Origin of the sequence: uncultured Algimonas sp. (assembly GCF_947498175.1) — a bacterium.
In the GTDB taxonomy this organism is placed as follows: Bacteria; Pseudomonadota; Alphaproteobacteria; order Caulobacterales; family Maricaulaceae; genus Litorimonas.
Map to the genome: position 1 here is coordinate 138,940 of NZ_CANMJB010000001.1, position 14,979 is coordinate 153,918.

Here is a 14,979-nt window from a genome sequence, read left to right on the forward strand (position 1 = left end):
ACGCGGCAAAACTATGATGGCTCCGCAGACTGTCGCATCCGGATGCGCGACGAGGACAAAGGGTTGAGCGGCAGGGTCAGATAGGTCCAGGCGGGCGGGTCGCGGTCCTTGAGCGTATGCGCTTGTGCTTCCGACACGCGCGACTGTGCCACCCGGCGCGCCACCCGGCCCAATCTCGCCCTGACCGCTTGGCCGGGTCGCGCGACCACGGCGACCGGTACGAGCTCGAACAGCGCCTTCCAGTCCTTCCACTCCGGCATCTGCGCCAGATTGTCGGCGCCGATCATATAGACGAAGCGCGTATCGGCGTTGCGGTGGCGCAGGATCCGCAGCAATTCGACCGTGTAGCGCGTTTCCAGCCGGGTCTCGATGTGGCTGATCTTCATGGCATAGGGCAGGTCGAGCGCGCGGATCGTGTCGGCCCGTTGCCGCGCATCGGGCTGGGCGGGCTTGAGCGGGTTTTGCGGGCTGACGAGCCACCAGACCTGATCGAGCGCCAGTTCGCGCAGTCCGGCTTCGGCGACATGCAGATGGCCCGCATGCGCCGGGTTGAACGACCCGCCGAACAATCCGACGGCCAGCCCCGAGCGCGGTCTGCCAAGCGGTCTCACTGACGCGAAGTTCCGTCGCCAGAGACCTGATACTTATAGCTTGTCAGCTGCTGGGCGCCGACCGGGCCGCGCGCGTGCAGCCGTCCGGTCGCAATGCCGATTTCCGCGCCGAAACCGAACTCTCCGCCATCGGCGAACTGGGTCGAGGCGTTGTGCATGACAATGGCGCTATCGACCCGGTCGAGGAAGATCTGCGCGGCATCCGCATCGGCCGTGATGATGGCGTCCGTATGGCCCGAGCCATGCCGGTCGATATGGGCGAGCGCCGCGTCGAGATCGTCGACGACGGCCAGATTGAGGACGGGCGCGAGATGTTCCGTGTCGAAGTCGGTGTCGTTGGCGGCGACCAAACCGTCCGACAGCTCCATGGCCGCCGCATCGGCGCGGACTTCGCATCCCGCATCGGTCAGGGCCAAGACGAGATCCGGCACGAAACCCTTCGCGATGTTCCGGTCCACCAGCACCGTTTCCGTCGCCCCGCAGACACCCGGACGCCGCAGCTTGGCGTTGAGGATGACCGACTGCGCCATGCCGAGGTCCGCGGCGGAATGGACATAGGTGTGGTTCAGCCCGTCCAGATGCGCGAGCACCGGCACGCGCGCATCGGTTTGCACCCGGTTCACCAGCCCCTTGCCCCCGCGTGGAATAATGAGGTCTATCTTGCCGTCAAGGCCGCCCAGCAAGTGTCCGACTGCGGCCCGGTCCTGCGTCCCGACGAGCTGCACGGCGTTTTCAGGCATGGTTCCGACGCGCAATCCGTGCTGCACGGCTTTCAGGATCGCGCGGTTGGACTGGACCGCTTCGGACCCGCCGCGCAGGATCACCGCATTGCCCGACTTCACGCAGAGCGCCGCCGCGTCCGCCGTGACGTTGGGACGGCTTTCATAGATCATGCCGATCACGCCGATGGGAACGCCGACTTTCCTGAAGCGCAGCCCGTTCGGTTGCGTCCATGTTTCCAACACGGCGCCGACTGGATCGTCCTGATCGGCGATGGCCTCGACGCTGGCGGCGATGGCCTCGATTGCGGGACTGTCGAGCGTCAGCCGGTCGATCATGGCGGCGCTCAGCCCGCGCGCCGCCGCAGCTTCCACATCGGCCGCGTTGGCGGTGAGGATATGATGGGTCGCATTCCGCAATGCGGCGGCAACCGCATGGAGCGCTTTCGTTTTGGCGTCACCGTCGATCGTCGCCAGGCTGCGCGAGGCGTCCCGTGCCTTGCGGCCCAGATCGCCCATGGCGTCTGCCAGCGCGCCGTGACGATCGTGAAGGGCGTTCATAGCATCACCAGATTGTCGCGATGGATGACGACCGGACCGTAGGGATGGTCGATCTCGTCGGACCGCAGACCGCACAAAGGCGGCAAGTCCGGGCTGTCATAGGCGGACAGGCCGTGCGCGATCTCGCAGCCATCCGCGCCGACGACGCAAACCGTGTCGCCCTTGGAAAAGGTGCCGGAGACGGAGACGAGTCCCGCTGCCAACAGGCTGCGGCCGTCGCCAAGCGCGTTTTGCGCGCCCTGGTCGACGACGAACCGTCCACTCGGTGCGAGGCTGCCGCGAATCCACTGCGCGCGCGCGCTGATCGGGTCGGCCTGGGACTTGAACAAACTGTGCCTGGCGCCACCTGCCAGGCGGCCCAGCGGATTGTCGGGCCGCCCGTCGCACACGATCATGTCGCAGCCGGAGTCCATGCAGATGCGCGCGGCGAGCAGTTTCGTCGCCATTCCGCCAGACCCGACCCCGCCTCGTTTATTGGCTTCGCCGCCCATGGCCAGCACATCGTCCGTCAGCCGCTCCACGACCGGAATGTGCTCAGCCACGGAGTCCAGACGCGGATCGGCCGTGTAGAGCCCGTCCACGTCGGACAGCAGGACCAGCATGTCCGCTCCGATCATCTGCGCCGTGCGGGCGGCCAGCCGGTCATTGTCGCCGTAGCGGATCTCCGCCGTGGCGACGGTATCGTTTTCATTGACCACCAGCACGACGCCCGCGTCCACCAGGGTCCGCAGCGCCGCGCGCGCATTCAACCAGCGCCGCCGGTCTTCCGTGTCGTCCAGCGTCAGCAGCGCCTGGGCCGAGCGCAGGCCGAACGCGCCCAGCGCATCGTCATAGGCGCGCGTCAGCCGCGATTGCCCAGCCGCCGCACACGCCTGTTTCTGAGCCAGGGACAGCTTGGCGCGGTCCAGTCCCAGCACCGGACAGCCCAGCGCAACCGCACCGGAAGACACCAGAACAACCTCTGCACCGGCCGATTTCAGATTGGCGATGTCGCTGCATAGCCGTGTCAGCCAGGCGCGCCGCAGCGCCCCGCCCTCGATCAGCAGGGCCGATCCGACCTTGACGACGATCCGTCTGTAGCGGTTCAGCCCCGTCACAGAGGCGACCATCCGGCGGCCTCATCGGCGTCGGGTGCCCGCTCCGACGTGCGTCGCGCATCGACATGCTGGTACAGAGCCGACAGCAGCGGTTTCAGCCCCTGCCGCGCGACGGACGAAACCAGGAAGACCGTCCGGCCGCAAGCCGATTCCAGCTCGGCCTTGGCCGCGGCCAGATTGTCTTCGCCCACCGTTTCGCACTTGGTCAGCGCCACGATCTCCGGCTTGTCGGTCAGGCCTTCGCCGTAAGCGTCCAGTTCGCCGCGGATGATCCGGTAGTTCTCCGCCGGGTCCTGGGATGTCGCATCGACCAGGTGCAGGATCGCCGCGCAGCGTTCGACATGGCCGAGAAAGCGGTGGCCAAGCCCGGCCCCGTCCGCCGCGCCTTCGATCAGGCCGGGCAGGTCGGCCAGCACGAACCGCTCGCCGGGCCCCAGATCGACCACGCCCAGATGCGGATGCAGCGTCGTGAAGGGATAGTCCGCCTGTTTCGGCTTCGCCGCCGATACGGCCGCCAGGAACGTCGACTTGCCCGCATTGGGTAGGCCGACCAGGCCAGCATCGGCGATCACTTTCAGCCGCAGCCAGATCGTGCGCTCTTCGCCCGGCTCGCCTGGGTTGGCATTGCGCGGCGCCTGGTTGGTGGACGATTTGAAGCGGGCATTGCCCCAGCCGCCGTTCCCGCCGCGCGCCAGCATGGCCCGCTGCCCGTCCTTGGCCAGGTCGACCAGCATCTCGTCCGTCTCCGCGTCGATCACCTGCGTTCCGACCGGCACCATCAAGGTGATGTCCTCGCCGGATGCGCCGGACCGGTCGCGGCCCATGCCGTGCCCGCCCGTGCCGGCCTTGGCATGCTGGCGGTAACGAAAGTCGATCAGCGTGTTCAGATCGTCGGTCGCTTCGATGTGGACATGACCGCCGCGCCCGCCATCGCCGCCGTTCGGGCCGCCGAACTCGATATATTTTTCGCGCCGGAACGACACGCTGCCCGCCCCGCCATTGCCGGAACGGACATAGATCTTGGCTTGGTCGAGAAACTTCATGGCGCGCTCTTAAGGGGTTGTTCGCCGTCGGACCAGGGCGGGGCGGGACTGGTGCGGAAATAGATCCGCGAAAATACCATTGGAATTTCGCATTGTTTCAGTGCCTTGCAGGAAAAACAGCGAAATAGATCCGTGTTGGTCGATTCAAGGCTATTTTCAACTCACCCGGTCTGGACACGAGCGCTGCAGAACTCGCGCGGACCGGGGCCCGAAACGGCACTTGGCAGGCCGGATGGGAAAGATCGATGCCGCAGACACGGGGTGACGTCCGGGACCGGCGGTCGTCGGACCGGGAATGACGACCCGGAGACCGACGTTTCGAGCTTCCCCTTGCCATCCGGCCGCCGCTTCGGGGCATGGAACACCGTTTCCGACGCGTTTCCCATCCACACCAGCCCATCGCAACGGGACGGTGTTCCACGCTCGTGTCACCCACCGCGAGCCGATCGATCCCCGCCGGACCCTTCGATGGCCGGTCGCAATGTTCGCCTGCCTGCCTGTCGCCCTCATCCGGCCGCCATGAGTTCGAGCCGCTCGCGCCGTTCCTCGGCGACGGCCGACATCTCGAACCGCCAAAGCGGATGGCGCGCATCGCGGCACAGGCTGTAGCTGTCAGACAGACCATCGAGCGCGGTGAAGCCGAGCTTGAGCAGCAACCGCCGGCTCGCCGGATTGTCCGTGAAGACTCCCGCGCTCACGGTGGCGTCCGGGTGCGCGCCGCGAAAGGCGAGCAAGGCAGCGCGGACCGCTTCGCTGGCGAAGCCTCGGCCCCAATGGGGTCTGCCGATCCAATAGCCCAACTCCCAGCTCCGGTCTTTGCGGGCGAAGCCGACGACTCCGATCAGCCGGTCGTCCGACAGGATGGCGCGGTGTATGGCCTGACCGGTGGCCTCGCGCGCCCGGAAGATGTCGATCAGGCCTTCCACGGACCGGATTGGAAAAGGCGAGGGGAAGGAGCCCGTCATGCGCGCGACCTCCGGCGTGCCCGCGAGGGCGGAGAATCGCGCGGCATCGGCGCGTCGCAACGGGCGCAGGGTCAACCTGTCGGTCCGGATGGTTTCTTGCATGTCGGCCTCCTTGGAAAAAAGGGAGGCAGGGAAACGAAAAAGAGAAACCGGACGATCCGGTTTCCCTGCATATCAAGCGGCGGATCGTCCTGGCGGGCGACCCTTGTAAGAGAGCGGTCGCTTACTCTGCGGCTTCGGCCATCGGCTCGACGGACACGTAGGTGCGCTGGTTGCGTTTGGTCGCAAACGTCACGCGGCCGGCCTCTAGCGCATAGATGGTGTGGTCCTTGCCGATGCCGACATTGACGCCCGGATAGTACTTCGTGCCGCGCTGGCGGATGATGATGTTGCCCGGAATGACGGCTTCGCCGCCGAATTTCTTGACGCCGAGGCGGCGGCCTGCGGAATCGCGGCCGTTATTGGACGAGCCGCCTGCTTTCTTGTGTGCCATGTCGGTCTCCTGTTCCTGTGTCGGGGAAGGGCGTGCGCCCTAGCCCTTGATGCCCGTGATGCGCACAACCGTTTCCAGCTGGCGGTGGCCGCGTTTGCGGCGGTAGTTCTGGCGGCGTTTCTTCTTGAAGACGAGGACTTTGGCGCCCTTGCGCTGCTCGACCACTTCGCCGGTGACCGACGCGCCATCGACCAGGGGCTCGCCCACGGTGACGTCGCCGGCCTTACCGTGCATCAGCACGTCGCCGAAGGTGACTTTCTTGCCTTCTTCGGCGTCGAGTTTCTCGACGACGATGATGTCGTCCTTGGCAACCTTGTACTGCTTGCCGCCTGTCTTGATGACTGCGAACATGATCGTTCCGTCCTTGCTGTCTGGTGGCCAGGCCGAACGCGTTGCGTGCCGCCGAACCCAAAAATCACGAAAGCCGCGCGCGTGAGAGACTCACCGGCGGCAGTAGCGGGCGACCTAACCCTGCCTTGAAAAACTGTCAAGCCGTCCCGGACAGACGGTTCGCGCTGATATGTGGTTCATGCCGTCCCGACACGATGAGAGGTCTTTGCGTACAGGATCGCAGCGCGACGTCATTGCGGCGCGTGGTCGACCTTGGGAATGGCCTCGAGCCGATCCTCCCGATCGGCGCGACTGGACATATGGATGTGTGCGTCCGGCCTGACCGGAACGGATGTGTCGAGGCTTCCGGCAGGGACGACCGGAAGCGCGCCATCCATCTACAGGCTCGGAACGGCAGAGCCGCATGTCGCGCAAGAGCTTTTCGCATGACGTGTGCTGGGCAGACGGTTCCGCACAGGCCTGAGCCGACATGCCGATGTGTCATGGCGTCGATTTCCGCTGGCTGTGGCCGTTCTGTAACCGGGCCGGATCGACATCAGGCCGTCACGCGTGCCCGACCCATGAAAAAAGCCCCGCCGCCGGAAAGGCGACGGGGCCGGTCTCGTGGGCGGCGCGGGCTTTAGTTGGCCCGGCCGATGACATTGCCGCGCGCGTCGCGGATCTGGCCCTGGCCGTCGACACGGCCGACGATGACGCCGCGATTATCCGTCACGAACCCGTCGGACCGGACGATGAAACCGCCGGCGGTCGTCGCCGGCACGGTGCCCGGAGCGCTGACCGTGACCGGCCCGGCCGGGGCATCGACGACGACGGGAACGACAGGGGCGCCAGTCGAGAAGCTGCTGGTCGTCGTGACGGCGGTACCGCCCACCATGGAGCGCCAATCGACCTGCAACTCATCCACCGTGCGCAGCGTCAGCCCGCCCGTGGAGAGATTGCGCGAGACCTGGAAGGCTTCGACCGCGGCGTAGGTTTCCTGTGTCAGTCGGCCATCGATAGCCCCCTGGTAGAAGCCGAGTTCCTGCAGGCGGCGCTGGATGGCCGAGATGACGACCGAGTTGGCGTTGGCCTCGCACAGGACCTGGCGCCATTCGGATTGCTGCGCGCTGGTCTGCGCGCGTTTCTCCACCACGCCGAACTCGGCCGGAATGACGACCGTCTCGATGCGGGCGGGTACGGCGACGCGCTGGACCTCGATCGTGTCGTAGACGGCGGGAACGACGCGGGTCTGCACCTGCGGCTGGCTGTCCACGACGCGGCGCGTGACCGTGCGGGTGACCGCCGGGATGGTGCGTTCCTCGACGCGGGCCGGCTGCGCCAGCACGCGGCGTTCGACCGTGCGGGTGACGGCCGGGACGACGCGCTGCTCGGACCGGGCGGGTTGCACGATGCGGCGGCGCGTTTCCTGGCGCGTGACCGCCGGGATGACGCGTTCTTCCACACGGCCCGGCTGAGCGACGACGCGGCGCGTGATCGTCTCGGCCACGGCCGGAATGGCGCGTTCGACCGCGCGGGCGGGCTGCGCCACGACGCGGCGCGTGACCGCCTTGGTGACGGCCGGGACCGCCACTTCGACGGTGCGGGCCGGCTGCGCGATGACGCGGCGGACTTCCTGTCGGGTGACGGCCGGAACCGCCCGTTCGATTACTTGCGCTTCCTGGCGCAGCACCTGGCGTTCGACCTGGCGGGTGACCGCCGGGATGACCCGTTCGGTGACTTGCGCCGGGGTGCGCACGACCTGTCGCTCGATCTGGCGCGTCACGGCCGGGATGGTCCGTTCCACGACACCCGCGGGCTGGGCGATGACGCGGCGCGTCACATTGGCCGTCACGGCCGGTATGGCGCGTTCGACGGTGCGGGCCGGTTGCGCGATGACGCGGCGGACTTCCTGGCGGGTGACCGCCGGGATGGCCCGTTCCGTCACCTGCGCCGGGGTGCGGACGACGCGGCGCTCTTCCACGCGGGTCACGGCCGGAATGGCGCGTTCCACCACACGGGCGGGCTGCGCCACGACGCGGCGGGTGATCACGTCGGTCACGGCCGGGATGGTCCGTTCCACGACGGCGGCCGGGGTGCGCACGATGCGGCGTTCGACCTGCTGGGCGACGGCCGGGATGACGCGTTCGACGGTCGCGGCCGGTTGCACGATGCGGCGCAGCGTTTCCTGTCGCGTGACGGCCGGAAGGGTGCGTTCCACGACGGAGGCAGGCTGCGTCACGACGCGGCGTTCGATCTGGCGCGTGACGGCCGGAATGGCGCGTTCGACGGTGCGGGCCGGTTGGACCACGACACGGCGCTCCTCGACGGTGGTGACGGGCGGGGTGACCCGTTCCACGACGGCGGCCGGGGTGCGCACGACGCGGCGCTCCACGACCTGCGTGATCGCCGGAACGGCGCGCTCGACGGTCGCGGCCGGCTGGACCATGACGCGGCGCGTTTCCTGTCGCGTGACGGCCGGAAGGGTGCGTTCGGTCACAGTCGCCGGGGTGCGCACGACGCGGCGTTCGACCTGGCGCGTCACGGCCGGAACCGCGACTTCGACCGTGCGGGCCGGAGCGGACACGCGAAGGATGGCCTCCTGGCGCGTGACGGCCGGAATGACCCGCTCGGTGACGGCGGCCGGGGTGCGCACGACGCGGCGGGTGATCTCTTCCGTGACGGCCGGGATGGTCCGTTCGGTGACGGCGGCCGGCTGGACGATCACGCGGCGTTCCTCGACCCGTGTCACGGCCGGGATGACCCGTTCGGTGACTTGCGCCGGGGTGCGCACGACCTGGCGTTCCACCTGGCGCGTCACGGCCGGGACGGCGCGTTCCACGACGCGGGCCGGCTGCGCCAGCACGCGGCGCGTTTCCTGGCGGGTGACGGCCGGGATGACCCGTTCGACGGCCTGGGCCGGAGTGCGCAGGATCTGGCGTTCGACCTGCTTGGTGATGGCCGGAACGGCGACTTCGACCGTGCGGGCCGGTTGTGCGACGACGCGGCGGGTCTCGACGCGGGTGACGGCCGGAATGACCCGTTCGACGGTCTGGGCCGGTGTCTGCACGACGCGGCGTTCGATCTGCTTCGTGATCGCCGGAATGACGCGCTCGACGGTCGCAGCCGGCTGGACCATGCGCAGCCGTTCCTCGACGCGGGTGACCGCCGGAACGGTCCGCTCGACCACGGCGGCCGGTTGGGCGACGACGCGGCGTTCGACCACTTCGGTGATCGCCGGGATGGCCCGTTCGGTCACAGCCGCCGGAGTGCGGATGACGCGGCGTTCTTCGACGCGGGTGACGGCCGGAACGGCGCGCTCCGTCACGGCGGCCGGCGTGCGGACCACGCGGCGCTCGACCTGACGGGTCACGGCCGGGACGGCGCGTTCGACCGTGCGGGCCGGTTGCACCAGGACCTGGCGCTCTTCCAGGCGCGTCACGGCGGGAATGACGCGTTCGACGGCCTGGGCCGGAGTGCGCAGGACGCGGCGTTCGACCACTTTCGTCACGGCCGGGATGGCGCGCTCGGTGATGGCGGCGGGCGTCCGGACGATGCGGCGTTCCTCGGCGCGGGTGACGGCCGGGATCGCGGTTTCGACGACCTGGGCGGGCGTTCGCACGCGGCGGCATTCGATTTCCTTGGTGACCGCGGGGATGACCCGTTCGACCACGCGGGCGGGCTGGGCCACGACGCGGCGGCTCTCGACGCGGGTGACGGCCGGGATCGTGCGTTCCGTGACCTGCGCCGGGGTGCGCAGGACCTGGCGTTCGACCACTTTCGTCACGGCCGGGATGGCCACTTCGACGGTGCGGGCCGGTTGGGCGATGACGCGGCGTTCCTCGACGCGGGTCACGGCCGGGATGACGCGTTCGACGACGGCGGCCGGACGGTCCACGACGCGGCGCGTGACCTGGCGGGTGACGGCCGGAACGGCGCGTTCCACGACACCGGCGCGTTCGGCGACGACCTGGCGTTCCACCACTTCGGTGATGGCCGGGATGGCCCGTTCGACGACGGACGCCGGCTGCGCCACGATGCGGCGCTCCACAACCTGCGTGATCGCCGGAACGGCGCGTTCCACGGTCGCGGCGGGCTGGACGATGCGGCGGCGTTCCTCGGTCCGGGTGACGGCCGGGACGGCCCGCTCCACGACCTGGGCGGGCGTGCGGATGACGCGGCGCGTCTCTTCGCGGGTGACGGCCGGGATGACGCGCTCGACCGTGCGGGCGGGCTGGGCGACGACGCGGCGTTCCTCGACGCGGGTCACGGCCGGAACGGCGCGTTCCACGACGGCGGCGGGACGATCCACGACGCGGCGGGTCACGGCGCGGGTGACGGCCGGGATGGCCCGTTCCACAGTGCGGGCGGGCTGGACGATAACGCGGCGGGTTTCGGTCCGGGTGACGGCCGGGACGGCCCGCTCCACGGCGGTCGCCGGACGGTCGATGACGCGGCGGGTCACGGCGCGGGTCACGGCCGGAATGTCGCGTTCGACCATGCGGGCGGGCTGCACCACGACCTGGGTCGAGACCTGTCTGGTCACGGCGGGCACGCGGCGTTCGACGATTCGGGCTTCCTCGATCAGGCGCTCGACCTGGACGACGTCGACCTGCTGGGTGAAGTCGGCGTTGCCGGCCGTTGCGGGATCGATCTCGACCACGCGGGCCGGAGCGACCAGGCGGTTGACCTCGACCGTTTCGTAGATCGGCGGCACGGCGACTTCGCGCGTCGTCGCCGGACGGTCTACGACACGGCGCGTGACCTGGCGCGTGACGGCCGGAACGACCCGTTCGACGGCACGGGCGGGCTGGGCGACGACGGTCTTGGTGATCGTTTCGTAGCGGGCGGGAACCAGCACGCGGCAGAGGATCTCGCCGGTCTGGGTGACGATGGTCTGGGTCGATTCCACGACCTGTTCAGACACGCCGTTGAAGACGGTGAACTGTCCGCGCGTATTGGTGTTGATGCGGCCAGAACCGCCGAGTTGCGCGGCATTGAGCGCCTGCGACCCGGGTTTCCATTCCTCGCGGGCGGGTTCGATGATGACCTGTTCGGTGCGGGTCTCGTAGACCGGCGGGATGACTTCGATATCGACGCGTTCCGGCGAGACGACGATCGTCTCCGATACGTCGCGGTAGGTGGCGGGCACGACTTCGACGCGGGTCGTGGCTTCCTGCAGCAGCACCTGTTCCGACACGGTCTCGAACTGGGCCGGAATGACGCGCAGCAGCGAGGCGGCATCGCGCGCGACATAGGTCTCGGCGACCGTTTCGTATTCGGCGGCGACGGCGACGTATTCGACCGTTTCCGGCTGGACGATGACGGTTTCCGTCACGGTTTCGAACTCGGCCGGGACGACGACCAGTTCGGTCGAGGCGTCCTGGACGACGACCGTCTCGGTGACGTCGCGGAAGGTGGCGGGCTGGGCGATCAGCTCGACGCTGGCGTCCTGGACGACGACCGTCTCGGTCACGTCCTCGAACACGGCCGGGATGGTTTCGAATTCGACGGAAGCGGGCTGCACGACGACGGTCTCGGTGATATCGCGGAACGTGGCAGGCGTGGCGATCAGTTCCGTCGTGGCCGGGGTGACGACGACCGTCTCGGCGATCGTTTCGAACTCGGCCGGAACGGCGACGAGCTCGGTGGTGGCGTCCTGCACCACGACCGTTTCGGTCACCGTGTCGAATTCGGCCGGGACGACGACCAGTTCGGTCGAAGCGGGCTGGACGACGACGGTTTCGGCGACCGTCTCGAACACGGCCGGGACGGTCTCGAACTCGACCGATGCGGGCTGGACGACGACGGTCTCGGCGACCGTCTCGTAGACGGCCGGCACGCTGACGAGCTCGACGCTGGCCTCTTGCACCACGACCGTCTCGGCCACGGTTTCGTAGCGGGCGGGCGTGACGACCAGTTCGGTCGTGGCGTCCTGGACGACGACCGTCTCGGTGACGTCGCGGAAGGTGGCGGGTTGCGTCACCAGTTCCGTCGACGCTTCCTGCGCGACGACGGTTTCGGCGACGGTCTCGAACACGGCCGGAACGGTCTCGAACGCGACGGAAGCGGGTTGGACGACCATGGTCTCGGTCACGGTCTCGAAGACCGGCGGGATCGTCACGAGCTCCGTGGACGCTTCCTGAGCGACGACGGTGAAGTCCTCGTCGGCATAGACGGCCGGGACGGTTTCGTACTGGACCGTTTCGGGCTGGACCAGCACGACTTCCGTATAGGTTTCGAAGACCGGCGGCACGACGTTCAGCTCGGTCGCGGCCGTCTGAACGACGACGGTTTCCTGCACCGTGTCGAACACGGCCGGAACGGTGACATATTCGACACTGGCGGGCTGGACGACAACGGTTTCGGTGACGGTTTCGAATTCGGCCGGAACGGTGACCAGCTCCGTCGCCGCTTCCTGGGCGACCACTTCGAACTGCTCGGTCTCGTAGATGGCCGGGGTGGCGACGAATTCGACCGATGCGGGCTGGACGACCAGCGTTTCGGTCACGGTGTCGAAGACGGGGGGAACGGTCAGGAGCTCGGTCGAGGCATCCTGCACCACGACCGCCTCTGACACGGTTTCGAACACGGCCGGGACCGTGACATAGTCGACGCTGGCGGGTTGGACGACGACGGTTTCGGCCACGGTTTCGAACACGGCCGGGGTGGCGATCAGTTCGGTCGAGGCCGCCTGGACGACGACTGTTTCCTGATAGGTCTCGAACTGAGCGGGAACGGCCTCATACTCCACGCCCGCAGGCTGGATCACCACGGTTTCGGCCACGGTCTCGAAGACGGGCGGCACGCTGACCAGCTCGGTGGACGCTTCCCGGACGACGACGGTTTCGGCGACGTCCTCGAAAACGGCCGGGATGGTCTGGTATTCGACCGTGGCCGGCTGCACGACGACCGTTTCCGCGACGGTCTCGAACACGGCCGGAGTCGTCACCAACTCGGCGGACGCTTCCTGCACGACGACGGTGAACGCCTCTTCTTCATAGACGGCCGGCAGAGTGTCGAATTCGACGGAGGCCGGTTGCACGACGACCGTTTCCGCGACGGTCTCGAAGACCGGCGGCACGGCGACCAGCTCGGTGGAGGCGTCCTGAACCACGACCGTTTCCGTCACCGTGTCGAACACGGCCGGAACGGTGACGTAGTCGACGCTGGCGGGCTGGACGACGACCGTTTCCGTCACCGTGTCGAACACGGCCGGGATGCTGACCAGTTCCGTCGACGCTTCCTGCACGACGACGGTCTGCGTGACCTCTTCGAACTGGGCGGGGATGGTGTCATAGCGGACACCGGCCGGTTGGACGACGACCGTTTCGGCGACCGTTTCGTAGACCGGCGGCACGGCGACCAGCTCGGTCGACGCGTCCTGCGCGACGACCGTATAGACTTCGTCCTCGTAGACGGCCGGGGTCGCGATATATTCGACGCTGGCCGGCTGGACGACGACCGTCTCGGCGACGGTCTCGAAGACGGGCGGAGTCGCGACCAGTTCGGTCACGGCTTCCTGGATGACGACGGTCTCTGCGACCGTCTCGAATATGGCCGGAACGGTTTCGAACTCGACGCTGGCTTCCTGCACCACGACCGTTTCGGCGACGGTCTCGAAGACCGCCGGGACGGTGACGAGCTCGGTCGAGGCGTCCTGGACGACGACCGTCTGGGTGTAGTCCTCGAACACGGCCGGAACGGTTTCGTACTCGACGCTGGCCGGTTGGACGACGACGGTCTCGCTGACCGTCTCGAAGACGGGCGGGGTGGCGACAAGTTCGGTCGCGGCGGCTTGCACCACGATGGTCTCGGACACGTCCTCGAACACGGCCGGAACGACCGTCAGTTCGACATCGGCGTCGCGGACCACGACCGTCTCGGCGACGGTTTCGAAGACGGGCGGCACGACGACCAGCTCGGTCGAGGCCTCTTGCACGACGACCGTCTCGGCGACCTCCTCGAATTCGGCCGGGATGCTGACATATTCGACGCTGGCGGGCTGGACGACGACCGTTTCGGTCACGTCCTCGAACGCGGCGGGCGTCGCGACCAGTTCGGTCACGGCGGGCGTGACGACCATGGTCTCGGCGACGGTCTCGAACGTGGCCGGCACGGTGACCAGCTCGGTCGAGGCCTCTTGCACGACGACCGTTTCGGCGACCGTTTCGAAGACGGGCGGGGTGACGACCAGCTCGGTCGAGGCGTCCTGGACGACGACCGTCTCGGCGACGTCTTCGAACACGGCCGGGACGGTCTGGTAGTCGACGCTGGCGGGTTGGACGACGACCGTCTCGGTCACGTCCTCATAGACGGCCGGGGTGATCAGCAATTCGCTGGCCGCGGCCTGGGTGACGACGGTTTCCGTGACGGTCTCGAAGACCGGGGGGACGGCGATCAGTTCGGTGGAGGCGGCCTGGACAACGACATTCTCGACATAGTCTTCGAACACGGCGGGGGACGTGACGAAGGCGACGGATTCCGGGCGGACCAGGACGGTTTCGGCGACGGTCTCGTAGACGGGGGGGATCGTCACGAGCTCGGTCGAGGCTTCCTGGACGATGACGGTCTCGGTGACGTCGCGGAAGGTGGGGGTGCCCGACCCGACGACAACAAGCTCCGTGCTTTCTTCTTGGACCAGGACGCGTTCGGTCACGGTCTCGATCTGCGCCGGGATCTTGCGGATCTCCTCGACGGCTTCGCGCAGGACGACCTGTTCGGTCGATATCTCGTACTGCGCCGGGACGATGACCCGGGCGAAACATTCGCCGGGCAACGGATTGCCGGGCGGCAATTCCTGCGCCACGGTCGGTGCGGCCAAGACAGCCACGCTGGCTGCCGTCAAAAGAGTGCGTTTCATGGTCAAGACCCCCAAGTCTCCGGTCGATGTCGCTGCAAAGGCGCAGGTAGGGCAGGGTTTAGCCAATGGCCGGAAACATGGCTAGGTGTTAATATAAATGTATCAAATCGGCCGGGCCGCCGGAAAAGTACAATGGATTGCGGCAAACCCGGTTTCGTTCCCGGATCGCGCCCCGGAATATCCGACCAAGAATTAACCGGGGTTAGGGAACCTGATAAAATTTACACCAAGCGTGCCCGATTTTCGCCATTATCCGGCTTCGCCAAAACGGTTTCGCTAGCAAACGCACTCAACCGGGCC

Annotated in this window: 8 protein-coding genes; all 8 read right to left on the bottom strand. The window is 67.7% G+C overall.

Annotated features, from left to right (window positions below):
• Window positions 1–11: 11 nt before the first annotated feature.
• The 8 genes from nadD to Q0718_RS00745 all read right to left on the bottom strand — a co-directional run bounded on the left by nadD (window position 12) and on the right by Q0718_RS00745 (window position 14,679).
• Window positions 12–611, bottom strand: a complete 600-nt coding sequence (nadD, locus tag Q0718_RS00710) for a nicotinate (nicotinamide) nucleotide adenylyltransferase (RefSeq protein WP_298911952.1) — start codon at window positions 609–611, stop codon at window positions 12–14.
• A complete protein-coding gene (locus Q0718_RS00715; protein WP_298911955.1) occupies window positions 608–1,891 on the bottom strand; it encodes a glutamate-5-semialdehyde dehydrogenase in 1,284 nt (427 codons plus the stop codon). The genes nadD and Q0718_RS00715 overlap by 4 nt, the downstream gene beginning before the upstream one ends.
• Window positions 1,888–3,000, bottom strand: coding sequence for a glutamate 5-kinase (gene proB, locus Q0718_RS00720; RefSeq protein ID WP_298911961.1), 1,113 nt, complete (start codon window positions 2,998–3,000; stop codon window positions 1,888–1,890). Before proB ends, Q0718_RS00715 begins: the two co-directional genes overlap by 4 nt.
• Entirely contained in the window at window positions 2,985–4,031 is a 1,047-nt protein-coding gene (gene obgE, locus Q0718_RS00725; RefSeq protein WP_298911964.1) for a GTPase ObgE, read from the bottom strand. Before obgE ends, proB begins: the two co-directional genes overlap by 16 nt.
• 506 nt (window positions 4,032–4,537) lie before the next feature.
• Window positions 4,538–5,098 (bottom strand): GNAT family N-acetyltransferase, encoded by a 561-nt coding sequence (locus Q0718_RS00730; RefSeq protein WP_298911967.1) that lies wholly within the window; start codon window positions 5,096–5,098, stop codon window positions 4,538–4,540.
• 121 nt (window positions 5,099–5,219) lie between these two features.
• Window positions 5,220–5,489, bottom strand: a complete 270-nt coding sequence (rpmA, locus tag Q0718_RS00735; protein ID WP_298911969.1) for a 50S ribosomal protein L27 — start codon at window positions 5,487–5,489, stop codon at window positions 5,220–5,222.
• Window positions 5,490–5,528: 39 nt separating this feature from the next.
• A complete protein-coding gene (gene rplU / locus Q0718_RS00740) occupies window positions 5,529–5,840 on the bottom strand; it encodes a 50S ribosomal protein L21 (RefSeq protein WP_298911972.1) in 312 nt (103 codons plus the stop codon).
• Window positions 5,841–6,459: 619 nt separating this feature from the next.
• Window positions 6,460–14,679, bottom strand: coding sequence for a peptidoglycan-binding protein (locus tag Q0718_RS00745; protein ID WP_298911975.1), 8,220 nt, complete (start codon window positions 14,677–14,679; stop codon window positions 6,460–6,462).
• Window positions 14,680–14,979 lie beyond the last annotated feature (300 nt).